Here is a 24,940-nt window from a genome sequence, read left to right on the forward strand (position 1 = left end):
TTCAAATTACACCACCAATTCTAAAAATATTTCTTCTAAGCTTTCTTGAAGGCCAAGATCAAACTTTGTAAATAGTACATTTGAATCCAATCCGTACTGTAGCAATCGATGGGCGTCCTTTTCCAAGTGATTGACATATACTTTAAAACCTTCCCCACAATTTTCGATTCTCTTTACATAAGGTAAATGTTCAATCGTTGTTAGCCACTTCACATCTTTCTTTTGAACCGCTAAAAAGATAGCTGAATCTTGATAGCGATTAAGTAACTCTAATTTTGTTGCATCTTCTATTTTGTAACCATTTTTAATGACCACAAAGCGCTCACAAACTTCCTCCGCATCGGCTAAAATATGTGTAGAAAGTAATATGGTCGTTTCTTTTTTTATGTCTTTTAATAGATTCAGCACTTCACGTCTACCAATTGGATCTAGGGCTGAAACTGGTTCATCCATAATGATGAAAGCTGGCCTGTGTAATAAAGCTTGTGCGATTCCAAGACGCTGTTTCATACCTCCTGAAAATGTTCCAACATGAGCATATGCTTCTTTCCCTAAGCCTACCTTTTCCAGAAGAATTGGGATGTCTTTTTGTAATTGATTTTTCGAAATACCCGAAAGTGTCCCCATAAAGGCTAAAGTTTCAGAGGCTGTCATCCACGAGAAGAAATTAGGGTACTGTGGTAAATAACCAATATGATTTTTCATCTTTGAAATTTTTTGCCCATCAAGTACAATGTCCCCTGCATCTGCATAAAGAATATCAGCAATAATCTGAATTAATGTAGATTTTCCTGCCCCGTTTGGTCCAATAAGCCCTACACATTCATTCGAATCTATAACCATTGAAAAGCTACTTACTGCCGTTTTCTGTTTAAATTTTTTCGTAATATTATTAATTTCTAAGCGCACGTTTATTGACATCCTTTCTTCCCATCACGAAATATAGAACAGAACCAATTGTATTAAAGAACAAAATAATAATGGCCCACATTAGTATGTTTTCTCTGCTATCTCTATGTTTATATAAATCTATTAGTGCAACAGTGATAAGTAAAAAACCTACGAGTACAAATGGTAAAAGAATTGGTAGTATGTTTGCCCAATCAATTTGATTTAAGTCTTCAAAACCATAGTGTAATTTCATTTTTATAACCCCTTTCATTATCATTATCAATAATGATAACAAAAGAATGAAAAAATTTCATTACCTTTTTACTGTACATCTTTAAAAAAACGCTATAGTATATTTTTTGATAATGTTCTCAAATTGATAACATTTGATTGCTTCCCTTGATACTATCTCATTTTCTGGTAGGAGGATCGGTTTATGCGTAATAAAGCAGAGGTATTAATGCACCCTGTGAGAATGAAAATTTTACAAGCTCTGATGCACAATAAAGAAGAGGGTTTAAGCACATTGGAGATGATTTCTGTCATTAAAGATGTACCACAAGCCACTCTATATCGTCATATCCAAATTTTAGTCGATGAAAATATCATAAAAATTGTGAAAGAGCGAAAAGTTCGTTCTGTTACAGAGAAGTTTTATGCATTAAATGAAGGAGCAGCAAAACTTAGTAAGGAGGATTGGACTCAACTCACAACCAAGCAAAAATTAAATTATATTTCCTACTATCAATTGGCTTTACTATCTCAATATCAAAATTATTTGCATTCACTTGATGAAAAAGAAAGCACAACAGATTTAGCAACTTTTTCTTTAATCGACTTAACGTTAACGGACGATCAATTCAAAAACTTTGAAAATGAATTAAACGATTTATTAACTAAATACTATAATATGACCGATTCAAATAAAGGTTTGGAGACTAAAACAATTGCTTTAAATATTATTCCAAAGCCTTAGGTACTATTGACGTAAAGAAATGGAGAAGATTTATGAAAAAAGGAAAGTCACTAGAAAATATACGAAAATTAATTATGATCATTATTGGGGCAGTTATAGCCGCATACGGACTAGAGGCCGTGTTAATTCCGAATGCTGTCATTGATGGCGGTGTAACAGGTCTTAGTATTATGGGTGCGCACCTCTTTGGTATCCCGTTAGGCGTACTGCTCTTTGTATTAAATATTCCGTTCATTTATATCGGCTACAAGCAAGTTGGAAAAACCTTTGCCTTAATGAGTAGCGCTGGTATTGCAGCATTATCGATTTCTACAGTGCTTTTACATGACGTCAAAACCATTTTAGGCCCAAATGATCCCCTCCTAATTGTCTTATCTGGTGGTATGCTCCTTGGTGTGGGTATTGGAATTGTCCTACGAAATGGTGGCGCTTTAGATGGCTCAGAGGTTTTAGCTGTACTATTATCTCGTAAAATTCCATTTTCAGTCGGCGATATTATATTATTTATCAATGCCTTTATTTTCTTAGGGGCAAGCTTTATCTTTGGCTTAGAGAGTGCTCTCTACTCAGCGTTAACTTACTATATTGCCAAAAATGTTATCGATATTATCCAAGTTGGTTTAGAAAAATCAAAAGAAGTTCGTGTTGTTAGTGGAAAATCCGAGGAGATTGGAGACGCTATCCAAGCCCGCTTAGGACGTGGTGTTACCTATACACATGGACGTGGTGGTTTCTCCAATGAACCAACAGAAATCTTAAACTGTGTCATTAACCGTATGGAAGAAAATAAATTAGTTTCGATTATTAAAGACATCGACGAAGGCGCTTTTGTAGTCATTTCTGATGTGTCAGAAGTTCGTGGTGGTAACTTTAAGAAACGAGATATCCATTAATTTCAAAGTAAGTAAGGCGCACTATACCTTACTTACTTTTTTTAGTTGCTTCTATCATATTTTACGCCTCCTATTAAACATAATCCTCCCAGCATTACTACTAAGGAAGCCCCAACTAAGGCATACTGATAGCTATTTGTGTAACTTGCAAGTGTGCCTGCAATGGATGGACCAATCATTTGTCCGAGCGCATAGCCAGCCGTTAAATAACCTATCATTTGATGACTATTAACTGGTGCAAGTTTCCTCGCTAATGTTGTACAAACAGTTGTAATTCCCATAAAGGTTGCCCCGAAAATGAAGGCACTAGCATAAAGGGTCATCGAATTTGTAGCTAGCGCAGGTAAAACAATACCTATCGCTTGCAGTAGCATAGAGATGAGTAAAATTTTCACATAGCCATAACGCTGTGCTAGCTTAGACCAAACGATACATGAGGGAATTGCTGCAACACCCACAACAAACCATACAAAGGCTGCATCTCCATGAAAGCTTGTCGACTCCTGTGCAATTGATACAATAAATGTGCCTGTGACAATATAGCCAAGCCCCTCTAAGCTATAAGCGATGATTAACCATTTCATCCAAGACTGAGGAGGCGTTTTCTGTGAAATTATCTGGCTTTCCACTAGTTGTTTACTTGGTGTAATAGGCTTAATGAATAGTACAATCAAGACAAACAATACAATACTAAATAAAGCTAATACGATCCAAGTTCCATTCCAATGGAAAACAGCTTGGATTGGTGAAACAATTACCGCACTTAATGCAATCCCTATTCCCACCCCACTATAGAACAGCCCCGATAGATGCATATGACTACTGCTGGCTAACTGGTCTAGTATAAGGCTTGTTATAACAACAAAAATAAAAGCACTCACAACACCCGAGATAAATCGTAATAAATACCAAATGATGATTACATTTGTAAAGCCCATGAAGGCTGTTGTTAAAATGCTGATAACAAGGGTAATTTGCAAAAAGAGAATACGTTTATTCCCTATTGGTAAACGGCCTGCCACCCAGGCTCCAACCAAATAACCTAAGTAATTACTTGTTGCTAAGTAACCTGCTGTTGCTCGGCTAAATTCAAAAGTTTCTTGCATATAAGGTAAAATAACCGTATACGAAAAACGGCCGATGCCCATAGCAATAACTAAAGCAAAAATACCCCCGATTAAATAGCGTACGGTTTGCTTGTGCATATCATCACTCCTTCTATTTCACTATATCGAATATCTAGGTATCAAAAATAGATCTAATTCTTTATAATAAGTATCAATAAAATTGATAGCTGGAGGGCATATGAATATTAATGATTTAACGATTTTTCGAACAGTCGTCCAAACAGGTAGCTTTTCTAAAGCTGCCACAGCACTTAATTACACACAATCCAACATCTCTATGAAAATACAAAGTCTTGAGGCACTCTACGAAACAACCTTTTTTTATCGTGGACATCGAGGGATACGGCTAACACCAAAAGGAGAACAATTCTACGAGTTAGTCCTAAAAATGCTTCATCTCTATGAAAAAACCTTTGAGATCATACATGAAACGGAGGAACAACGAGGCATTTTACGAATTGGTTCAATGGAAACAACTGCTGCATTGCATTTACCAACTCTGTTAAGCACATTTCATCAAGCACATGAACAAGTGGATATCACCATATCAACAAGCCCTTCTCAGTACAATATTGAACGGGTAGAAAACTATGAACTAGATGGCGCATTTGTTACCGGACCTGTTTATAAAGAAAATATAATGATGAAAGAGTTTGTCTGTGAAGAGCTTGTTATTCTCACTTCTAGCAAGCATAAACCTATTAAGCATCTACAGGATTTAGAGGGAAGCACTGTGATTACATTCCGCCACGGCTGTTCCTATCGAGCCATCTTGGAACATTGGTTACATGAAGAAGGGGTTCGACCACAAAATCGAATGGAGCTTGGTACGCTTGACGGTATTATTGGCTGTGTTGCTGCTGGGTTAGGTATTACCTTACTACCACTTGCCATTGCGGAAAAATATATGGCAACACAAGCATTAACATTGCACAAGATAAAGAACAAGCAAGCACATATTCCTACATGGTTTATTTATCGTAAGGACGAAGTACAATCCCCCATCCTAATTTATTTTTTAGAAGCCATAGAAGCTTATGACTATCCGACAGTTTGAGGGTTCTATCCGTCAGTTTTGAAATTCTATCCGTCATTTTAACAATTCTATCCTTCCCCTAATAAAAAAGCTGTTCAGCAGATTATCTCCACTGAACAGCTTAATATTAGGCAATAACGGTTTCCGCTATGTTAGAAGCATGATCACCAATTCTTTCTAAATTACTCACAATATCCGCAAATACAATACCTGCTGAACCTGAGCAAACTCCTTCATTTAATCGCTTAATATGCAACTTACGTAAACGTCTCTCCATATTATCAATTTCATTTTCTTTTTCTATCACTTGCTGTGCTAAGGAAAGATCACGCTTATCAAGGGATTCAATAGACATTTTCACAGTTTCTAATGTAAAAACAAACATATCTTCTAACTCCTGCATCGCTTGTTGACTTAAACGAACGCGATTACTATCCTTGTATTGCAGAAGCTCAATTATATTTTCTACATGATCACCAATTCGTTCGATATCCCGAATATTTTCAAATAAAGCATGATGCACTTGGGAATCATGGGTTGATAGAGATTGTTTTGATAGCTCCACTAAATATTCCGTTGATTTGCGGTCTAAATTATTAATGGCTTCCTCCAATTGGCCGACCTTGCCAATTAACTTAGCATCATCCGTTTTCAAAATCGTTAACGTTTCTTCTAGACCTTGAATACTATACTCGCCCATGCGCACTACTTCCATTTTTGCTTGACCTAATGCCACTGATGGTGATTTGATAATCAAATTTTTATCCAAAAATTTTGGTTTGTATTCAATAACTGAATCTTCGCCTGGAATTAGTTTCGTTACGACATAAGCCCAAACACCTATGAATGGTAACTGAATGATTGTATTGATGACATTAAACGTTCCATGTGCAAAGGCTATTTGCATTTTCGGCTCTAAATTGAGCACCCCTGCAATCCATTCCACATAGTTCGTAAATAATCCCAATATGAGCATAAAGATAATTGTACCCACTACATTAAATAGTAAATGTGTGGCAGCTGCTCGCTTTGCTGCAATAGAAGCACCTAAAGCAGCTAGAATTGCTGTAATCGTTGTACCAATATTATCTCCAAACAAGACAGGTAATGCCCCGTGTAAAGTTATTAAATCTTCAGCATAAAGCCCTTGTAAAATCCCTACTGTAGCTGAGGAAGATTGAACAATCAGGGTGAATATCGTTCCTACTAATACCCCTAAAATCGGCACATCAGACATTTGTACAGTCAAATCTAAAAATGGTTGCCAATCTCTAAGCGGCTTCATTCCACCACTCATAAGCTCTAAACCAATAAATAAACCTGCAAACCCGAATAATACTTGTCCCATATTTTGAATGAAACTCTTCTTAAAGAAAAATAAGCATATCGCGCCCACTGCCATAATTGGATATGCGTAAGCACCTACATCTATTCCTATAATAAATGCTGTGATGGTTGTCCCAATATTAGCTCCCATAATAACGCCTATTGCTTGACGCAATTTCATAAGTCCTGCGCTCACTAGTCCAACAGTTATAACGGTCGTACCTGAACTTGATTGTATGAGAACTGTAACCACAATACCAACTAGTACACCCATCAATGGGTTTGTTGTAAATTTATCTAAAATATCTCTTAGTCGATCACCTGCAGCCTTCTGCAAGCCATCTCCCATAAATTTAATAGCGAAAAGAAATAAGCCTAACCCTCCAAGAAATTGGAAAATCATCTCCTGTACATTGATAGCCAATCCATTCAACCCTTTCCTTGTTGTCAGACTTTATTATTAATAGTTTTAAGCTAGCTGTACATATCATTTACAATGGATTAAGTTAATGTTTACACGCCCTTTACAATTAGTCCAAAAAACGGACATATTCAAATCAAATTCAACAAAAAACAAACAAAAAAAACATGAAAAAATCTTCAATCAGATTTTCACATGTTTTCTTTTGACGACTGAATGCATTTCCATTAGGCTGTACTTAGACACTGAAGGGAGTTTTCTATGGATATTTTTATAGCTAGTAACCGCCAATTACCGATCCGCTACTATGTGCAGGAAGCAATTTGGATTCGACGTGGTGGCAGTATTAAGCTGCCAGATTTAACACTGCCATTTTTCGTTGAGGTAGAGATTAAAAATCAATATAATTTACATATCATTGCAGATTATATTATGGACTTTCAACGACAATACAAGCATACTGAAATCCAATTATTAATCAGAAACACAGCTACCCTAGCAACCCTGCAAGACATGCTGTCACATCATACACAAACACAACATGCCATTACTATTCTTCCATTGTAGTCAGTTATGAAGCTGCTAACGGCAATGTGATAATAAAGTACAGTGTCTCGTTTTTGTATTTTGCGTGAATCGTTCCTCCGTGAAGCTCCACTATGCTTTTCGCAATCGCTAGTCCAAGCCCTGAGCCCTCGGTTACATTTGTTCTCGATTGATCTTTTTTATAAAATCTCTCAAATAAACTAGCAAGCTCCACCGATGTAAAGGCATCACTTTGGTTCGCTACACAAATACGTACATGGTTTGCTTGTCCTTCAAGGGAAACCATAATTTTTCCTTCAGCAGTACTATAATTGATCGCATTGATGAGTAGATTATCAAAAACTCGTACAATCTTTTCCGAATCCAGCGCAGCAAAAATTCGATTCTCTGGAAAATGTTTTATAAAAATACGTTGTTTCTCCTCTGCTAACGGCACTAGTTCCTCCATTAGTTGTGAGAGCAGCTCATTTACACAAACTTGTTGTCGCATTAAAGTATTTTTATCATTCGTGAGCTTAGTATATTCAAATAAATCGTCTATTAAATTTTTTAATTGCTCGGATTTAGAAAAGGCTATTTTCAAATATTCGTCATATTGCTCTTTTGTCTCATACTTCTCTTCTCTTAATAAACGCAAATAACCCATGATTGAGGTAAGAGGTGTTCTAAGGTCATGTGAAACATTTGTAATAAGCTCGTTTTTTTGTTGCTCAATTTTCCTCTCCATCTCGATACTTGTCATAATTTCTTCTGCCATTTGATTAACATTATCCGTTAGTGAAGCAATTTCATCTTGGCCTTTTTTCTCAATACGAAAGGCTAAATTTCCTTTTGCGATTTCCATAACCCCCTCTGCTAATGCCTCAATTTGATTCATTTTGCGTTTTGTTATCAAGAAAAATGATACGATAAACAACATAACACCAATGAAAAAAGGTATGGGACCTTCATTCGTACTTGTGATGGCTTCTCCTTGTGGAAGCCCACTAACAAAGAAGTAATAATTTTTATCTTGTAAAGTTAGTGGCACTAATGTAGTAAACTCTTCACGAGAAGTTTCGATCATATGATAGGCATTTTCAAAAGGTTGATTCATTGTAAAGCCCATGACATGCCTTATTTCTTCATGCAAATCGATTTGTTGCTCTTTTACCTGCTTTGTTTTATATAAGATCTTACCTGCCTCATCTGTGACGACAATTTTGAATGCATTGTCCTCATTTTCTATTTTTCCATTTTCTTGATCGATCAATTCTCTTAATGCTTCAACACTATTTTCTTGGGTTGCCAATGCTGCTGTATCCTGTGCATGATAATACATCATCTTCATACTACCACTATAATCCACAATCACTGTCTCATTGTTATTCTCAAAAAATGGCACTACTGCACGTGCCACTAAAAAACTGCCAAGTGCACATAATAAAAACGTTGTAAATAGTTGAATACGAATGCTACGTTGAATATTATTTTTTATTTTCGCACCAATTTGCTTCAGAAACCTTGGGAACTTTAAAAGCCTAAAGAACTTTTTCAACTTTATACCCTACTCCCCATACGGTTTTAATATATTGTGGATTCCTTGGATTTGCCTCAATTCGCTCTCTAATTTTTCGAATATGTACCATTACAGTATTTTCCGATTGAAATGCTTCCTCTTTCCAAACTTTTTCATAGATTTGCTCTGCACTCATGACAATGCCAGGGTTACTAACAAGCAATTCCAAAATAGCAAACTCCCTAGGTGTCAGCTTTACTCTTTCATTGTTAACAAAAACTTCATGTGTCGCTGTATTGATACGTAAATCGCCAACTTCCAGCTCCTCTCTATTGCTGCTATGTAAGCCACTCATTTTCAGATAGCGACGGAGCTGTGATTTAATGCGGGCAATTAGCTCTAACGGATTAAAGGGCTTAGTCACATAATCATCAGCACCTATCGTTAAACCACTAATCTTATCCATATCTTGAGATTTGGCAGTTAGCATAATAATAGGCATTTCTGCTATTTCTCTTACCTTCATACACATTTCAATGCCATCTACTTTAGGCATCATTAAATCCAATACAATTAAATGTACTTTATGCTTCTTTACTAACTGTAAGCCCTCTTCTCCATCACATGCCTCTAACACATGAAATCCCTCATTTTTCAAATAAATGCCTATCAGATTTCTTATCTCTTTTTCATCATCTACAATTAAAATTGTTTCATTACTCATCTAATCCCACCATTAATCAAATATTTTCCATTCATAATGCTCCTCCATTTTAGCTATTTTTTTATTTTCCGTATATAAAAATAATAAATACAGCTAACAGTCACGATGAATAACCCAAAGTAAATACCATATTTCGTAGCAATCAAAGAAATATATTCAATTTGACTGCCAAATAATAAACCTAGTGTAAAATAAATCAATGTCCAGACAAAGCCTGTTGTATAGGAAAATAAGGCATATGTTTTAAAAGACATATTATTCATTCCCACCAAGTAAGGGAGGATATGTCGAACAATTGGAATAAAGTAACTCAGGACTAATGCAAAGTGTCCATATTGATCTAACAATTCTTGTGATTTGGTTAAGTACTTTGCCTTTTTCTTTTTCACAAGTTTATCGAGTACACGATGACCAAATAGTTTTCCAAGTATAAATCCTAGAGAAAGCCCTGAAACAACGCCTAAATAAGTAAGTAAGAAAGATTTCCATATGATCAATTTTCCTAGCGACGATAGAAAACCACCACTCATGACAATCATTTCATCTGGTAGCGGCATGCCTATGATCCCTAGCCATAAACTAAAAAACAAAGCAAAATAGCCATATTGTTCAATAAATAATAAAAGATCCTTTAGCTCCATTAGCTGACCCTCGTATTTCCTAGCCTACAGCTCAATACATAGGCTGGTGGCATATTAATCCATACTTTCTCATGTGAAATATTCTGAAAATAGGTTTGAAAAAATGATTTTTTTACAAGTGAATATTGGAAAGTAATGAATTTTCCATTGTACAAACAATCCCTCACATTTCTTAAAATACAACACGATACTTCCGCCTTTAACGAAGTAAATGGCAGTCCAGAAATAACATAATCTATTTTTTCGATATTCAAATCTGTCAAATATTGCTTCAAATTTTCTGCTGAACCATGGATCACTACAACATTGGCTACATGAGCAAATTGCCTACGCAGTTTCTCACAAAAAATCGCATTATGTTCAATGAGAACAAGCAATGTAGCTGGCTTTTTTCTTTTCACAAGCTCCTTTGTAAAGGCCCCCATCCCAGGGCCAAGCTCTATAATGCATTGAGCCGTCTCAAAGCAAATAGGTTGCACCATTTTATGCGCTAATTTCTTAGAACTAGGTGATATAGCGCCTATTGTTTTTGGATGCTTTATAAATTCAGTAAGGAAGGTGATGAGCTGCATTTAGTTGTCTCCTCGCTTTGCTTTCTTTATTGATGGTTTTAACTATAAAGAGACTTTCTTAAAGATTTGCAAGGAGAATTCTTAACTTTTTCTTAATAATTGACATTATTTAGTTAGTAGATCAACACGATCTCATACGGTGAAACAAAAAAGTCACTCATGTTCATTCATGAGTGACTTAATTGCTTGATTTCTATATTCATCTTCATTTTTCTTTTTACACTCTTCATCCCTAAATGCTCATAAAATTCAATTTCATTGGTATTGAACTCACACACATTAATTCTATAGATGTAGCCCCCTCCCCATTCTTTACAACGTTCAAGTATCCGTTTCCCCAAGATGATTGATCGCAATATAATCTTCATTTTTAGCTGTATCAATAGTAATGAACATATTTTCCTCTCTTCTTATAAAGGCATGGTTCTTTCTTATACGACTTATTGTAATTTTAATCTTTTACTCTATGTCTCATGATTCCTTTTCTAATCCCTCTTATAATTAATTGCCCTAAAACATAAAAAATGAAACAAAGATAATGGCTACATCTCTTCCAAAAGGCTTAAACCAACTTCCATCATCATCTATAAAAAAATGGCCTAACATTAAAGACAAAGCAGTCATCAAAAAATTTAGGACAATGAACAAAGGTAGATGATCATTTCTAGATACTATGCCAACTCCAATAATGAAAAAAAGAAATAACGGAAATAAGAAGCTAGCCTCTTGGTTTGAGAGGTGGCTATTATACTCGTAAAAATGAAATAAAAACGGGAATGGAAATAGCGACAACATACTTTGAATAAATCTTTTCATTTCAGCTACACCTCCACAAAAATATAATATGATTATTTAAGTGTAATTTTACACTAATTATATTCTTTTATCTATAATAAATAAAATGTATAGGATGGTAATTCTTCTGTATTAACTTCCTCCTGAACATCAGTACAATTTCCCTTAAGATTCATAAAAGATTAAAAGGTACTTCGTTCTAATGACTATTTCCTACATAAAATAGGCATACAATTGCTGCCAATCGAATAGAAACCTATATAGGGAACATTTAGTCATGGGAAAAATAAAGTGGGGTGTGTAAGGATGCTTAAAGTAAATGATGCAAAAGAAATGGTACTTGAAATTGTGCAAGATGACCCATTGTTTGTGGCACTGCAACATACACCTTTAGAGGAAAACCTCTATAATGATGGGTATTTAGCAGAGATCGATGATTCGAAACACTATACAATTGCAGAAGTCGCGGGCTGGTTTGATATTACAGACGCCATGCTTCGCTACTATTTAAAACCATTTGAACAGTATATTTTTGACAATGCTTCGCCCAATACAAATAGCAATATTCGTTTAAACCTACCTGCTATATTGAGATTGCGCATGATTTTATTATTGAAGGATGAGTATCGTGTAAGGGGGATTAAATTATTGCTAGGTATTGATGATAACGGTCAGTTGCTGAAACACCAAATTACCGCAACGACCATGGATTCTGAGGATTTATCACATAAAATCGATTTGCTTGGAAACGTCCTACAGCAAATGATTCAAACAGGTCTTTTTCAGATTTTGCCGAATGAAGAGCAAGGGACATTACAAGTTAACATTAATCAGGACTTTCTTGACAAAAACATTCAACGTCTTTCGACCGATTCTATCCTTCAAGTGGAAGAAATTCAAAAAGAAACGTTGGAGCTAAAGCAGGAAAATGAGCATCTACAAAATCAAATTACCGAGCTGCAAGAAAATAGCGTGAAGGACATTGTCCAAAAGATTAGAGAGCGTCATATAGAAAATGAAATCGTTTCTACATTACGTACAGAAGCATTACAGCAATATTCCCAAAATCATAAAGTCGGTTTTTTCACCAAATTTTTCAAGTCCGCACAAATTGAAATGGACAAAGAGCAGTTCGTTCTAAGCTATATTTCAAAGCATTTAGAAGAACGTTTAGAAATTGCATTGAACAATTATTATGATAAGTAAACTGAAGCAATGGAGAGCATGAGTGAGACTATTGGAAATGGTCACAATCATGTTCTTTTTTATTTTCCCAAATCACATTGACCACAGTAGTCAATTTCTATATAATGGCATAAAATATGACGGAAAGGAGTAAAAAATTGTATCAAGCTTTTATGAATTTAACCGAAGAAAAGCGCCAAGCAATTATTAATGCTGCCTTAAGGGAATTTTCGCTCAATAACTATGCTACCGCTTCAACAAACAAAATTGTGAGCAATGCCAATATATCAAAAGGCATTTTATATCACTATTTTGGTAGTAAAAAAAATTTATATCTTTTCTTATATGACTATACAACTACTAAATTCTCTGTGGCACTTAATCGCCAAATTGATTTAGCAGAGCCTGATATTTTTAAGCGTTATGAACAGATCATGAAAATTAAAATTGATCTCATGAAGCAATATCATGCGCTGTTTGATTTTTTGAAAAAGGCCTATGCTGAAACAAGCTCTGAGGTACGAGATGAACTAAATCATTACAATGCCGCTTTTCAAAAAAATGCTTATGTAACTGCATTCGAAGGAATTGATACTAGTTTATTCCGAGAAAATTTGGATATAAAAAAGGCAATTGATACTATTCAATGGGTAACAGATGGTATCAGTCATCGTTATGAGGAAAGATTAAAAGCGCATGTAGATAATCAAGAGCTCTTTAATGAATTAATCGAGCAATGCATGGAAGAGGCTAGTGAATATTTTCTATTTTTGAAAACATTATTGTATCAATAAAATGGGGTGAGTGACGTGTCCATGATTGAAGTAAACCATTTAACTAAAAAGTTTGGCGATTTTTATAGTATACAAAATGTTCATCTACAAATTCCAAAGGGTGAAGTGTTCGGTTTTTTAGGACCAAATGGGGCAGGAAAATCCACAACCATACGCCATTTAATGGGTTTTTTACAGCCAACTGAGGGCTCTTGTTTCATTAACGGTTTAAATTGTCGGGAGGCATCTGCAACCATCCAACAAGTTGTTGGCTATTTACCTGGAGAAATTGCGTTTATTGATAAAATGACGGGTAAGCAATTTATTCACTTTATTGCTAAGTTAAGAGGGATGAATGATTACACCCATGCCGAGGAATTAATGCATTTCTTTGAATTAGATGCTTCTGGGCTCATAAAAAAAATGTCGAAAGGTATGAAGCAGAAGGTTGGTTTAGTTTGTGCCTTCATGCATCATCCCGAAATTGTCATTCTAGATGAACCTACTAGTGGTTTAGACCCGCTCATGCAAACCAAATTTATTGAATTCATTTTAGCTGAAAAGGACAAAGGAACGACCATTTTCATGTCCTCTCATATGATTGAAGAAGTAGAGAAAACTTGTGATCGTGTAGCGATTATTAATACAGGTAAAATCGTGGCGACTGAAACCATTACAGATTTAAAGAAACGTAAATCTAAAAAATACATGCTTGAGTTTCAAGATGAGCAAGAGCTCACTCGCTTCCTTGATGAGGAATATGTACTTGAACGTATCTCTTCTACAAAAGTTATGATTACTATAATGGGAGACCTTCAAGCATTTCTCCATACGCTATCTAACTATAAAATTATAGACTTAGACGTTATTTCCCAGTCACTAGAAGATATTTTTATGCATTATTACGAAAGTGGAGGTGCTTAATCATGAATTTTACCTTATTCAAGCATGAGTTATTTGCCTCTCTTAAACTATTCACCATAATTATCGGTGTACTAATGCTATATATTGTCAGTGTAATTTATATGTATAACCCAGAAATGACGGATACACTAAAAAAATTAACAGAAACAATGCCTGAGATGATGGCAGCCTTTGGTATGACCAGCATTGGCGATACCTTGATAGAATTTCTCTCCACCTATTTATATGGATTTTTATTAATGATTCTTCCTTTGGTATTTTCTATCATGTTAGCCAATAAGCTCATCATGGGCTATATTGATAATGGTTCGATGGCATACTTAATCGCTACACCGAATACACGTTTTAAAATTGTCTTTACACAAGCACTATTTTTGATCATCAGCCTTTTTACACTCCTTGCTGTTACTACGTTGGTCATGATTGTCTTTGCAGAAATATTATTCCCTAATGAGCTGGACATAACGGCCCTACTGCTGTTAAATTTCGGGCTATTTTTATTGCACTTTGCCATTAGTGGATTCTGTTTTCTTATGTCTTGCAGCACGAAAGATTTAAGAACATCCTATGCCTATAGTGCTGGCATTCCCATTGCCTTTTATCTGATTGAGGCACTGAGCAATATGGGGGGTTCACTAGACAAATTACAATACATTACAATCTATTCATTGTTCGATTCCGTTCAATTAATCCAACAAAATAGCTCTTGCTGGTGGATGCTAGGTACACTTTTCCTCATTGGCTTGCTTTGCTATAGTCTAGCAATTCGTTTTTTTGTAAAACGAGATTTGCATCTCTAATTTCTAGCCGCTACAGATCCAGTGCTGTAGCGGTTTTCATTAAATAGTACCTACTACATTTCCTAAAAAACGTATTAATCGAAAATGTAGAGCGACCATTTCTTCTACTGTTAAGTTCTCGTTCCCCTTGTCCAACCACTCCTGAATGACCCCTAAAATGGCAGATGCTATAAAGGCTTGTAAGTATTGTTGAAACTCTGGATCTTGTGCTTCCTTGCGTATAAGCGATAATCTGTCCAAAATATGACTCCCAAAGATCATTTTCACCTTTTGTGTAAAGCTAGGGCTCCCCTGCTCTCCTAATAACATACGAAAAGCTGGTGCATGCTCTTTTATACACGTTATCACCTTGATAAATGGCTGATAAAGTTGCCCCATTTTTAACGTTTGAAAAGCATCCAACGGCTGAACATGTTTGACATAGCGCTCTAACTCCTTTAATAGCTCTTGCTGCAAATCCTCCATCACATCATATTTATCTGAATAATGTAAATAAAACGTGCCACGATTAATTTCAGCTACTAACGCTAAATTCTTTACAGTCACACGCTCAAAGCCTACCTCCTCTACTTGTTGGATAAAAGCATTTTTAATGGCTTGCTTCGTTTCAAAATTCATTTTTTCATGTACAGACACATATTTCCCTCCATTTACTTAACACTTGCTGGCAAACTGTTGATTGTATTTGCTCACATGCTACCGTAAAATTTTTATCAAATCAACATTGTGTTCAGTGAAGGAGTGAGGACCATATGGGCAACCAGGCAATCTCTATTAAGTCTCTCGAAAAACGATTTCAACATAAGCAAGTTATTGCCCCCCTTTCTTTGGATGTTCCCAAGGGACAGTTAATGGGCTTACTCGGTCCGTCAGGCTGTGGTAAAACAACACTAATCAAAATGATTATGGGCATGCTGAAACCTGATAGTGGTACTATTCAAGTATTAGATTTGAATGTTCCTCATAAACAATTATTAAATGACATTGGCTATATGGCACAATCAGATGCACTTTATACAGATTTAACGGGAGAAGAAAATCTACATTTTTTTGCAAAGCTTTATTCACTATCTAAAGCGGAACGAATAGAAAGAGTAGCCTATGCGGCAAGCCTCGTTCGTTTAACAGATGACTTACGACAAAAAGTAGAAAATTATTCGGGGGGAATGAAACGTCGATTATCTCTTGCTATTGCCCTTATTCAAAATCCTAAACTACTCATTTTGGATGAACCAACGGTGGGGATAGATCCTGTCTTAAAAAAGGAAATTTGGCAAGAACTGATTCGTTTAAAAGATCAAGAACAAAAAACCATTTTAGTGACGACGCATGCGATGGATGAAGCGGAAAGATGTGATCAATTGGCCATGCTGAGAAGTGGACATATTATTGCACAGGGTACCCCACAAGAGTTAAAAGAACATTATCAAGCAAAAGACTTTGAGGAGGTGTTTGTAAAAGCTGGAGGTGACGTTCAATGAGAATAAGTGCTATCATCACAAGAATCATCCAACAAATGAAAAGAGATAGACGGACACTTGCTTTATTATTTTTAGCCCCACTTCTTGTCTTGTCCTTAATGTATTTTATTTTCAATAGTAATGAGGCTTCCGTCACACTTGTGGTCTCTAATGCGCCCGCCCCATTGATCGACAAATTAAAAGAGACTGATTTTACCATTATCGTGGACAATGATTTTTCAAAAAAACAGCTACAAGATAAAGAGTATAATGGTTGGCTAGCAGTAGAGCAAAATGTTAGTAAGTTAACTTTATTAAATGATGATCCTTCTCTGGCAAAGGCTTTAACGATGCAACTTGCTCAAATCTTACAGCCTACACAAGCCTCTATAGGCAGTATGAAAACGGACTATGTTTATGGTGATCAGGATACGGCTATTTTTGATATATTTAGTCCTATGCTCATTGGCTTCTTTGTTTTTTTCTTTGTTTTTTTAATTACGGGCATTGCCTTATTAAAGGAGCGTACTTCTGGAACATTGGAGCGTTTACTAGCGACACCGATTAAACGTTCAGAAATTGTAGCAGGCTATATGGTTGGCTATGGTTTATTTGCGTTCCTGCAAACAATTATTATCGTCCTGTTTGGTATTTATGTGCTCGATATTGTCCATGTTGGCTCCATCTGGCTTGTCCTACTCATCAATATGATGGTTGCTCTTGTCTCGTTATCCTTAGGTGCGTTGCTATCTAGCTTTGCCGCTTCAGAATTTCAAATGATGCAATTTATTCCGCTTGTTATTGTTCCTCAAGTGTTCTTTTCGGGTATTTTCCCGCTGGATAGTATGGCGGAATGGCTTCAAAACATTGGGCGTATCATGCCTCTATACTATGCTGCGGACGCATTGAATGGTGTGATGTATAAAGGTTATTCACTTTCTGATATTATAGTGAATCTCAGCATTCTTGCTTGTTTTGCCATTGTTTTCATTACGTTAAATATTATCAGTTTAAAAAAATATCGTTCGTTGTAATCAATCCTTAAAAGTTCTGCTATTTAAAAAGCAGAGCTTTTTTATGTAACTTAAATAACTAAAAACAGGAAATATAACCAATTTAATTGAAGTGAATGGTCGATTTTCATTATAATTATTTTATGGAGAAGAATTATCCAAAAATAAAGGTGTGTGAAGATGACTACTATTTTGGAAGTACAAAACATCTGTAAACAATACAATGGGAAAAAAATTTTAGAGAATGTATCGTTTTCAATTCCGTCCAATCAAATCATTGCTCTAGTGGGGAAAAATGGTTCTGGAAAAAGCACTTTACTCAAGATTATTGCAGCATTCATTAAACCAGACAGTGGTTCTATTGTGAAGCATAAAACGTCTTTAAAAGTTGGCTATGTACCAGAAACAACTCCTTCTCATATTTTATTTACGCCTCAAGAATATCTTTATCACATGGGCTGTATAAGAGGTATGGCTAAAAAGCAGCTTTTGCAGAAGATAGAAGAATTACTTGATATGTTTCAACTAAAAGAGGAAAAAGATACAAGGATTGTCCATTTCTCTAAAGGGATGAAGCAAAAGGTGATGATTATGCAGGCGATGCTAGAAGAAACTGATCTACTGATAATGGATGAACCATTGTCAGGACTTGATGCCAAGGCACAAAATGATTTCGAACAAATCTTAGCTAGAGTAAGAAGCAAAGGACTCAGTATCCTCTTAACCTGTCATGAAACCAAATTACTCGAAAACCTTGTAGACTCCGTTTTACTTATTCAAGAGAATACGATCATTCAGATAGAGGGTTTCGATCGCAATCCAACGCATCGATTAATTTTTGAGATTGCTAGCCTGTCATTACTCGATGAAATCATACCTTCTATGGAGATTCAACAAAAACAACTTCTAGTGAATGGACATTATGAAATAGTGACGATTGTTCCAGCAAAGGATTCAGATGAAATTTTACTGAAATTATTACAACACAATGCTTCAATTAAATATTTAGCTACTGTCCACTACAAAAAAGAACAATTCTCTTCTCATTTTTGAAAGGAGGAATCGAAAAAGATGAGCAGTTTAGTACGTTATCAATTGATAAATTATTTAAGAACCTATCAATACGTTCCACCTTTTACAATCTTCATTCTATGTCTTATCGTTAATTATACTTTTGTGCCTAATCCAATATTAGATAGTTATTCATTTACATCTCTTGTGCTCTTTTTTTTAATGGGCTGGTTTACTGTTACATTATTTCATGCTGAAGATGAAGGACAAAAAATGATTACTACCCTTCATACGAGAAAAACAATAGACTACAATTTAGGGATATTCATCATTTGTGGGCTGCTTGCCTTTAGCCTAAGCTGTGTTTCTGTCATCTATCCAATCCTAATAGAGGCATTTTTTGAGAAGCCCAAACTATTACATATTTTACTAGGTTTCTTATCTCATTTTAGTTTATCGTTACTTGCCATTGCTCTCACTGCTTTATTTACTAGGGAACTCGTGAAAAATAGGCGAAATACGTGGTGGGGTGTAATAGGCATCCTTATTATTTCTGTCGTGATCGCTACTTTAAAAGATTCTATTCTAACTGGACTTCTTTGGTTACTTCCTCCTCTTCATTTTTCATTAGAAATGATGAGTGTGGGCGATCAAATTGAAGTTATACCCAACGTTTTTTATTGGCAATACACATGGATTATAATTTATGCATTCCTTATCATTGTTTTGTTTTTTTTCCTAGTCAACCGAAGAAAATGATTTAGACATCTTACTAAGGAGAGATAGTATGTATGAGCAACGGGAACATCAAAGTACTAATTGTTGAAGACGAAAATGATATAGCTAATATTATAAGGGACTACTTAAGTGTTAATGAGTTTGATTCACATATAGCTGCATTTTTGGCGGCTGGATTTCGACCAAAATAATTGCTAAAACGTCGCCTCGCATATTAATTGTTGAATAAATAAATTTGGCCCCTACTAGTTTAGGGGCCAAATTTATTTATTCAAAAAAATTCTCTTCAGATAGCACGACAATATTGTTTCTTCGAAGCAATGCCGTAGTTACTCCTTCGCCAGCTAATTTTGTTCCATTAAACGCACCGTTATAAATCTTTGCACTGCCACAGGATGGGCTATATTCCTTTAAAATGACATGAGTTGCCCCTACCTCAAGTGCTTTTTGTAAGGTTGCATAGGCTCCCTTCAGATATAAATCTGTGACATCTCGTCCAGAACTTTCAACCACTGTTGCGTTGCCATCAAGTACATCTTGTCCATTGCCACCTACAATTTCAGCCGGTTCGCGGGGCGTTGAAAAGCCTCCCATAAGCTCTGGGCAAACCGTGACAGCTTTATTTTCTAACACAAGCTTTTGTATTTTTTCATCTATACTGTTTGTGCCATTATAACGAACATTTAAACCTGCTAAGCAAGCACTTATTAAAATCATCGTTTTCTCACTCCCTCTACTATCTTTATTCCACTATAACACGCATGCTACAATAATTTTATGAAGACTAAGGGAGGAGATAAAATGCCTGATCCTATTTTGATTTTACCTTATACAGATGAATGGGCTAAGGAATTTCATAGCATAGGCTGTCAATTACGGGAGGCCTTAGGAAACATAGCGCTGAGAATTGATCATATTGGCTCAACTGCTGTAACAGGGCTAGCAGCAAAGCCTGTAATTGATATACAAATATCCGTCACATCGTTTACACCATTGGCAGCATTTAAAGCTTCATTAGAATCTCTAGGTTTTAGTTATCGAGCAGAAAATCCAGACAAGTCTAAACGCTATTTTCGAGAGGCTCCAGGAGATAGACGAGTACATATTCATGTTCGACAGGCTGGTAGTTGGGCAGAGCAGCTAGCCTTATTATTTCGAGATTTTTTGCGCCGTCATCCAGATTACTGTCGTCGCTATGAGCAGGTAAAATATGAATCGGCTAAGAAATACCAATATAATCGTCAACTTTATACAAAATCTAAAGAATCGATCATATGGGAAATTTTAAAACAAGCAAATCATTGGAGTCAGCAGACTGGCTGGTCCCCTGCCAATTCAGATAACTAAAGAAAAGGGAGGAACAAACTTGGCTGAATTTACAATTTGTTTTCTGAAGAAAGGTGATTATATCCTTTTATTGAATAGAGATAAGCCTCAGTGGATGGGCGCATGGAATGGTGTTGGTGGCAAAATTGAACAGGATGAAACACCATTAGCTGGTGCCTTACGAGAAATTAAAGAAGAAACAGGCATTACGGTTGAGGATATTACCTATAAGGGTAAGATTACCTGGACAGATGGCGTTGTTAACTATGGCTGTATGTATGCGTTTATAGCGGAACTACCTGAATCTTTTCCATATGTAACACCGATAAAGGTTGCTGAGGGCATTCTTGATTGGAAGGAGCTTACTTGGATTTTACACCCTGAAAATGTAGGTATTGCGGACTTAAAATATTATTTACCTAAGATGCTTAATGAAACAACTAACTATGATTATATTTTTACATATCAAGACAAGAAATTAGTCAATATCTCTTCAGCACCAATTGAACAAACATCGACTGTCTAATAATAAATAAGCCTCGTCCATGCAATAGGTGCATAACGAGGCTTGTTTTTAGAATCTTGGTTGTGCAAAGCGCATTCTGCATATTGACCAATTTAAGCTTGTATTTTGGATGTCATCATGTATTTCCCATAAGCTATCCACGATTCGCAATTCAACATTGCGCTCCAATAACGCTTTAGCTATATCATTGATCTCTGAGACATGGATGGGCATTTGTGTTATTTCACTCGTATAATAGCCCGCAATATCATCCTGTAAAGTGAATCCATTACTATCAAACTCATATAGGTAAAGACTTGTAGTTTTCAATACTTCTAACCACTTGTTTTCTATGACTACTACATGTGAAGCTTGATGTAGATATTGCTGTCTGTCCTGCTCTGTTGTTTGATCTCCTGCATGAAAGCAGACACGCGGACAATCTCTTGGCGTTAAATAGTTTGGCAGGCATCTTTCGTTGATTGCCCATACTAGCCCTTTTTTAGCATCTAAATCTGGTCGCTCAGGCAGTCGTGGATGAAAAATCATAATAGTAGGGTCTTCACTGACATGAAATAAACGCATGGTTACTTCTCCTTTATTTCTTTAATTTAAAAACAATAAAATCTGCACAATGCAAATCTTCCACAAATTGAGGGTACTTCTTTAGCATGTCTTGTGATGGCTTGGGCTCTACAATAGTCTCAATAGTAAATCCAGCTTGCCTAATTGCTTGCACATAGCTTGTTAATGTTCGGTGGTATAGAACTATTGGTGGGTCAGCATCTAGCTGGTGATACTCCCCTTCATAAAAATAGCGTTGGACTTTCCAATACTGTTGATCTAGCTGCTCATGTCTCATCCATCCACTATTTGGTGTCACAAAGCATGGATGTAAAATCGAAAAAATAAAAGTGCGATTAGGTTTTAATAATCGAAACATCTCACATAGAGCAGCCTGATAATCCTCTAAATCTTGGAGAACCATATTTGAAACAATACCATCAAATTGTTCATCTGCTAAAAAGGATAAATTTTCACAATTCCCGTGTAAAAATTGAATAGCTTCCTGCTGTGGTGTTCTTTCCATAGCAATGTCTAGCATTTTTTGTGAAAAATCAACAGCTGTTACTCTTGCACCCTTCTTTATCAGTAATCTGCTTAAATAGCCTTCTCCACATCCTGCATCTAATAGATGGTTTCCATCTACCTCACCTAGCAAAGAAAAGATAGTGGGATTTAACAGTACGACACGATGAATATCCCCCTGCTCATCGTAGTTTGCTGTATATCTTTCCGCATATCGATTCCAGCGTTGAATAGCTTGTTCTGTGTTCATTTACAGTCCCCATTTCAAAGTAAAATCGTAACGTTACGTCCTATGTGCACTTGTCTATTTTTCCATATAAAGAAAAAAATATATAGACTTTTATTTTATTTTTTAATATCATGTAGATAGAGGCACGGCTTCTTTAAGTAAATGATAAAGCCAGAAATCCTATTTGGATTTCTGGCTTTTATGCGTTATATAGAAATTGTATGTTCAGCAACAGCTTCTTTTTTTACAGTTAGCCATCTACCAATTACCATAACGAGCAATGCAAGAAACACTATGACACCAGCAAATATAAGTGCTGCTTTATAGCTACTATAAACTTCGACCAGTTTTCCTGCGATAATCGGTCCGATAATTTGTCCAAAAGCATAAAAGGTTGTTAATAAAGAAACAACGAATCCGCTCTTTGTCGGGAATAGCTGTCGTGCATAGGAAGTAGTTAGCGTGACAATTCCTACAAAGGTTAGACCGAATAAAAAAGATGCTAATAAAACGCTCCATACCGTTTGTGCAAAAACAGGTAACAGGATACCAACCACTTGCAGTATGTATGCCACAAACAAAATTTTTATAGCTGAAAACTTCTCTAATAAGACCGTCCAAACAGGAGCTGAAGGAATAGCCGCGAGCCCCACAATGACCCAGCTATAGGAAGAGTAAACTTGAAGAGAAGGAATATTATGAATAATATCGACTAAAAAAGTACCTGTAATAATATAGCCTAACCCCTCTAAACCATAGGATAAAATCAGCCATGGCATAAAACCCTTTGTCATTTTTGTATCAAGAGATTTCGTAACTTTTGTGCTGTCCTGCACCACTAAACTTCTCCATAAATAAGAGGTAATAAATAAAAAAATCGCTGATAAAATTCCTAAGCCTAACCATGCACCCTGCCAAGCAAATCTTGCTTCTATAGCAGGTACACATAAACCTGAAATAGCAATCCCTAAGCCTATACCACTAAATACATAGCCAGACCAACGTGATAATGAATGCTTCGCCAAGTAATCCATAATAATACTCGATGTTAACACAAAAATAAGGCCCCCTGTAATGCCCGCAATTAAACGCAGAACTAGCCAAACACTATACACTTCTATTAAGCCCATTAATATAACAGATAGGACATTGGTAACAACACTTGCCATTAAAACATTTTTACGTTGACGATAAATGAACCCTGCCCATAATGCGCCAATGAAATAACCAATATAATTGCTTGAAGCTAAAAAACCAGCCACTTCCAATGAAAACCCTACATCATGACGCATAAAGGGTAGAATCGGTGTGAAGGCAAATCGACTAATCCCCATAGCAACAACTAATAATAAAATTCCTCCAAAGACAATTCCTACATGTTGTCGATTAATGATGAACCCCCCTCTCATATATTCTACTGTAATTAAAAGGATACAGAGCGCAAATTAATAAATCTAATATATAATGTATATAAAAGCATAAAAAAAATTTATGAAAGGTGTAACGACATGAATTTACATGCTCTACGTTTATTTACAAAGGTGGCTGAACTCAATAGTGTTTCCAAAGCGGCACAGACACTTATGATTAGTCAGCCTGCTGTAACCATTCAAATTCGAAATTTAGAGAAAGAACTAGGCTTGACACTGCTAGAAGCCAAAGGTAGGGGCATTTCGCTAACACAAAATGGTACTTTTTTATACAAACAGGCACAGCGCTTATTTGATCTAGAAATTGATATTGAAAATAAAGTTGAACAGCTTAAAAATACGGGCAATGAAGAACTGCAAATTGCCTCCACACATGTTCCCTCCCATTTTTTACTACCTAAATGGTTAGCTCAATTTAAACAAGTTTATCCAGCAACACATATTCATTTAAAGACCGCCAATTCCCAGCAAGTGATTGAGGATTTACTCCATTATAAAGCTGATTTAGCTTTTATCGTCAAAGAAGATGGACATCATGCTGATATTAATTATCAATTTCTAATGAATTTGGATTATTGGTTTATTGTGCCGCACAATCATCATCTGGCAGGTCAAACAGTATCGCTTGCAGAACTTATGCAGCAGCCCTTCGTCACAAGGGAGGATGGTAGTTCCACAAAAGAATACTTAAATGCTCTATGTAAAGTGCATAAAATCCCTCCACCGAAAGTAGGTTTACAACTAGACGGGATTAATGAATCCATACATGCCATTGCGGCAGGTTTTGGTACAATGCTAGCACCATCCATAGCAGCTTCTAGCTTTATTCTACAGCAGCAAGTTGCCCGCGTTTTTATTAAGGACATTGATATCCAACGACCGATTTACCTTTGTACCAGAAAAAATGAATTGCATCACTCCACATCCTTTAATAATTTTCTTCACATCATCAATGAATCGATCATATAGAAAGAAGGCACTCTCAAATAGGTGCCTTCTTTTGTTATCTAT

General features: G+C 35.9%; 30 protein-coding genes. 16 read left to right on the top strand and 14 right to left on the bottom strand.

The genetic code is table 11. The annotated features are described in order from the left end of the window. Positions 1–6: 6 nt before the first annotated feature. On the bottom strand, positions 7–909 hold the full coding sequence (locus tag HXV90_RS09080; RefSeq protein WP_054550646.1) for an ABC transporter ATP-binding protein: 903 nt from the start codon (positions 907–909) through the stop codon (positions 7–9). Then, complete coding sequence (locus tag HXV90_RS09085) at positions 893–1,144, bottom strand: PLD nuclease N-terminal domain-containing protein (protein ID WP_054550645.1); 252 nt, start codon at positions 1,142–1,144, stop codon at positions 893–895. Before HXV90_RS09085 ends, HXV90_RS09080 begins: the two co-directional genes overlap by 17 nt. Before the next feature lie 183 nt (positions 1,145–1,327). Here HXV90_RS09085 and HXV90_RS09090 point away from each other — a divergent pair, with 183 nt between their 5' ends. Both HXV90_RS09090 and HXV90_RS09095 read left to right on the top strand, forming a co-directional pair. Beyond that, entirely contained in the window at positions 1,328–1,867 is a 540-nt protein-coding gene (locus tag HXV90_RS09090) for a transcriptional regulator (RefSeq protein ID WP_048391183.1), read from the top strand. Positions 1,868–1,899: 32 nt separating this feature from the next. After that, positions 1,900–2,760 carry a YitT family protein gene (locus HXV90_RS09095; protein WP_048391185.1) on the top strand — a complete coding sequence of 287 codons (861 nt, stop codon included), beginning with the start codon at positions 1,900–1,902 and terminating at the stop codon, positions 2,758–2,760. 41 nt (positions 2,761–2,801) lie between these two features. Here the strand turns inward: HXV90_RS09095 and HXV90_RS09100 are convergent, their stop codons facing one another. Continuing rightward, positions 2,802–3,965: a YbfB/YjiJ family MFS transporter gene (locus HXV90_RS09100; protein WP_269898840.1), complete on the bottom strand. Its 1,164-nt coding sequence runs from the start codon at positions 3,963–3,965 to the stop codon at positions 2,802–2,804. Positions 3,966–4,065: 100 nt separating this feature from the next. Here HXV90_RS09100 and HXV90_RS09105 point away from each other — a divergent pair, with 100 nt between their 5' ends. Further along, complete coding sequence (locus HXV90_RS09105; RefSeq protein WP_269898841.1) at positions 4,066–4,944, top strand: LysR family transcriptional regulator; 879 nt, start codon at positions 4,066–4,068, stop codon at positions 4,942–4,944. Between the two features lie 106 nt (positions 4,945–5,050). Here HXV90_RS09105 and HXV90_RS09110 read toward each other — a convergent pair whose 3' ends face one another. Beyond that, positions 5,051–6,652 carry a Na/Pi cotransporter family protein gene (locus HXV90_RS09110; protein WP_181574679.1) on the bottom strand — a complete coding sequence of 534 codons (1,602 nt, stop codon included), beginning with the start codon at positions 6,650–6,652 and terminating at the stop codon, positions 5,051–5,053. Between the two features lie 279 nt (positions 6,653–6,931). Between HXV90_RS09110 and HXV90_RS09115 the strand changes: the two genes are divergently transcribed. Beyond that, positions 6,932–7,237, top strand: a complete 306-nt coding sequence (locus HXV90_RS09115; RefSeq protein ID WP_048391191.1) for a hypothetical protein — start codon at positions 6,932–6,934, stop codon at positions 7,235–7,237. A gap of 4 nt (positions 7,238–7,241) precedes the next feature. Here HXV90_RS09115 and HXV90_RS09120 read toward each other — a convergent pair whose 3' ends face one another. The 5 genes from HXV90_RS09120 to HXV90_RS09140 form a co-directional block, all read right to left on the bottom strand. Beyond that, the gene (locus tag HXV90_RS09120) at positions 7,242–8,753 is read right to left on the bottom strand and encodes a sensor histidine kinase (RefSeq protein ID WP_269898842.1); all 1,512 of its coding nucleotides are present in this window, start codon (positions 8,751–8,753) and stop codon (positions 7,242–7,244) included. Further along, positions 8,737–9,438: a response regulator transcription factor gene (locus HXV90_RS09125; protein ID WP_269898843.1), complete on the bottom strand. Its 702-nt coding sequence runs from the start codon at positions 9,436–9,438 to the stop codon at positions 8,737–8,739. Before HXV90_RS09125 ends, HXV90_RS09120 begins: the two co-directional genes overlap by 17 nt. Positions 9,439–9,491: 53 nt before the next feature. Continuing rightward, positions 9,492–10,079, bottom strand: a complete 588-nt coding sequence (locus HXV90_RS09130) for a DedA family protein (RefSeq protein WP_054550639.1) — start codon at positions 10,077–10,079, stop codon at positions 9,492–9,494. After that, on the bottom strand, positions 10,079–10,651 hold the full coding sequence (locus HXV90_RS09135) for a class I SAM-dependent methyltransferase (RefSeq protein ID WP_054550638.1): 573 nt from the start codon (positions 10,649–10,651) through the stop codon (positions 10,079–10,081). Before HXV90_RS09135 ends, HXV90_RS09130 begins: the two co-directional genes overlap by 1 nt. A gap of 510 nt (positions 10,652–11,161) precedes the next feature. Continuing rightward, a complete protein-coding gene (locus HXV90_RS09140) occupies positions 11,162–11,467 on the bottom strand; it encodes a hypothetical protein (protein ID WP_269898844.1) in 306 nt (101 codons plus the stop codon). A 285-nt stretch (positions 11,468–11,752) separates the two neighbouring features. Between HXV90_RS09140 and HXV90_RS09145 the strand changes: the two genes are divergently transcribed. The 4 genes from HXV90_RS09145 (at position 11,753) to HXV90_RS09160 (ending at position 15,128) form a co-directional block, all read left to right on the top strand. Beyond that, entirely contained in the window at positions 11,753–12,652 is a 900-nt protein-coding gene (locus tag HXV90_RS09145) for a hypothetical protein (protein ID WP_269898845.1), read from the top strand. Between the two features lie 137 nt (positions 12,653–12,789). Beyond that, positions 12,790–13,425 (top strand): TetR/AcrR family transcriptional regulator, encoded by a 636-nt coding sequence (locus HXV90_RS09150; protein WP_115673485.1) that lies wholly within the window; start codon positions 12,790–12,792, stop codon positions 13,423–13,425. 21 nt (positions 13,426–13,446) lie between these two features. Continuing rightward, positions 13,447–14,328, top strand: coding sequence for an ABC transporter ATP-binding protein (locus tag HXV90_RS09155; RefSeq protein WP_269899035.1), 882 nt, complete (start codon positions 13,447–13,449; stop codon positions 14,326–14,328). Positions 14,329–14,330: 2 nt separating this feature from the next. Beyond that, the gene (locus tag HXV90_RS09160) at positions 14,331–15,128 is read left to right on the top strand and encodes an ABC transporter permease subunit (RefSeq protein WP_175400711.1); all 798 of its coding nucleotides are present in this window, start codon (positions 14,331–14,333) and stop codon (positions 15,126–15,128) included. A gap of 39 nt (positions 15,129–15,167) precedes the next feature. On the opposite strand, the gene HXV90_RS09165 is transcribed toward HXV90_RS09160, so the two are convergent. Beyond that, positions 15,168–15,764: a TetR/AcrR family transcriptional regulator gene (locus tag HXV90_RS09165; RefSeq protein ID WP_016993228.1), complete on the bottom strand. Its 597-nt coding sequence runs from the start codon at positions 15,762–15,764 to the stop codon at positions 15,168–15,170. Between the two features lie 116 nt (positions 15,765–15,880). Between HXV90_RS09165 and HXV90_RS09170 the strand changes: the two genes are divergently transcribed. From HXV90_RS09170 to HXV90_RS09190, 5 genes are all read left to right on the top strand, one after another. Beyond that, on the top strand, positions 15,881–16,609 hold the full coding sequence (locus HXV90_RS09170; protein ID WP_269898846.1) for an ABC transporter ATP-binding protein: 729 nt from the start codon (positions 15,881–15,883) through the stop codon (positions 16,607–16,609). Further along, positions 16,606–17,622: an ABC transporter permease gene (locus HXV90_RS09175; RefSeq protein ID WP_048391207.1), complete on the top strand. Its 1,017-nt coding sequence runs from the start codon at positions 16,606–16,608 to the stop codon at positions 17,620–17,622. Before HXV90_RS09170 ends, HXV90_RS09175 begins: the two co-directional genes overlap by 4 nt. Before the next feature lie 159 nt (positions 17,623–17,781). After that, a complete protein-coding gene (locus HXV90_RS09180; RefSeq protein WP_269898847.1) occupies positions 17,782–18,654 on the top strand; it encodes an ABC transporter ATP-binding protein in 873 nt (290 codons plus the stop codon). A gap of 18 nt (positions 18,655–18,672) precedes the next feature. Further along, positions 18,673–19,371 carry a hypothetical protein gene (locus HXV90_RS09185; protein WP_048391214.1) on the top strand — a complete coding sequence of 233 codons (699 nt, stop codon included), beginning with the start codon at positions 18,673–18,675 and terminating at the stop codon, positions 19,369–19,371. 32 nt (positions 19,372–19,403) lie between these two features. Further along, positions 19,404–19,541 carry a response regulator gene (locus HXV90_RS09190; protein WP_269898848.1) on the top strand — a complete coding sequence of 46 codons (138 nt, stop codon included), beginning with the start codon at positions 19,404–19,406 and terminating at the stop codon, positions 19,539–19,541. A 76-nt stretch (positions 19,542–19,617) separates the two neighbouring features. Here the strand turns inward: HXV90_RS09190 and HXV90_RS09195 are convergent, their stop codons facing one another. Then, positions 19,618–20,067, bottom strand: a complete 450-nt coding sequence (locus HXV90_RS09195; protein WP_269898849.1) for a 2-thiouracil desulfurase family protein — start codon at positions 20,065–20,067, stop codon at positions 19,618–19,620. An 84-nt stretch (positions 20,068–20,151) separates the two neighbouring features. Here HXV90_RS09195 and HXV90_RS09200 point away from each other — a divergent pair, with 84 nt between their 5' ends. Both HXV90_RS09200 and HXV90_RS09205 read left to right on the top strand, forming a co-directional pair. Then, the gene (locus tag HXV90_RS09200; RefSeq protein ID WP_257961724.1) at positions 20,152–20,697 is read left to right on the top strand and encodes a GrpB family protein; all 546 of its coding nucleotides are present in this window, start codon (positions 20,152–20,154) and stop codon (positions 20,695–20,697) included. Between the two features lie 19 nt (positions 20,698–20,716). Further along, complete coding sequence (locus HXV90_RS09205) at positions 20,717–21,202, top strand: NUDIX hydrolase (protein WP_066036627.1); 486 nt, start codon at positions 20,717–20,719, stop codon at positions 21,200–21,202. Positions 21,203–21,250: 48 nt separating this feature from the next. On the opposite strand, the gene HXV90_RS09210 is transcribed toward HXV90_RS09205, so the two are convergent. From HXV90_RS09210 to HXV90_RS09220, 3 genes are all read right to left on the bottom strand, one after another. Then, positions 21,251–21,766: a DUF6886 family protein gene (locus HXV90_RS09210; RefSeq protein WP_257961725.1), complete on the bottom strand. Its 516-nt coding sequence runs from the start codon at positions 21,764–21,766 to the stop codon at positions 21,251–21,253. Positions 21,767–21,779: 13 nt separating this feature from the next. Next, positions 21,780–22,520: a class I SAM-dependent methyltransferase gene (locus tag HXV90_RS09215; RefSeq protein WP_269898850.1), complete on the bottom strand. Its 741-nt coding sequence runs from the start codon at positions 22,518–22,520 to the stop codon at positions 21,780–21,782. Positions 22,521–22,705: 185 nt separating this feature from the next. Then, positions 22,706–23,908 carry a YbfB/YjiJ family MFS transporter gene (locus HXV90_RS09220; RefSeq protein ID WP_269898851.1) on the bottom strand — a complete coding sequence of 401 codons (1,203 nt, stop codon included), beginning with the start codon at positions 23,906–23,908 and terminating at the stop codon, positions 22,706–22,708. Positions 23,909–24,007: 99 nt separating this feature from the next. Here HXV90_RS09220 and HXV90_RS09225 point away from each other — a divergent pair, with 99 nt between their 5' ends. Next, positions 24,008–24,898: a LysR family transcriptional regulator gene (locus HXV90_RS09225; protein WP_269898852.1), complete on the top strand. Its 891-nt coding sequence runs from the start codon at positions 24,008–24,010 to the stop codon at positions 24,896–24,898. Positions 24,899–24,940: the final 42 nt, after the last annotated feature.

The sequence above is a fragment of the Lysinibacillus sp. JK80 genome (assembly GCF_027557635.1).
Lineage (GTDB): Bacteria > Bacillota > Bacilli > Bacillales_A > Planococcaceae > Lysinibacillus > Lysinibacillus capsici.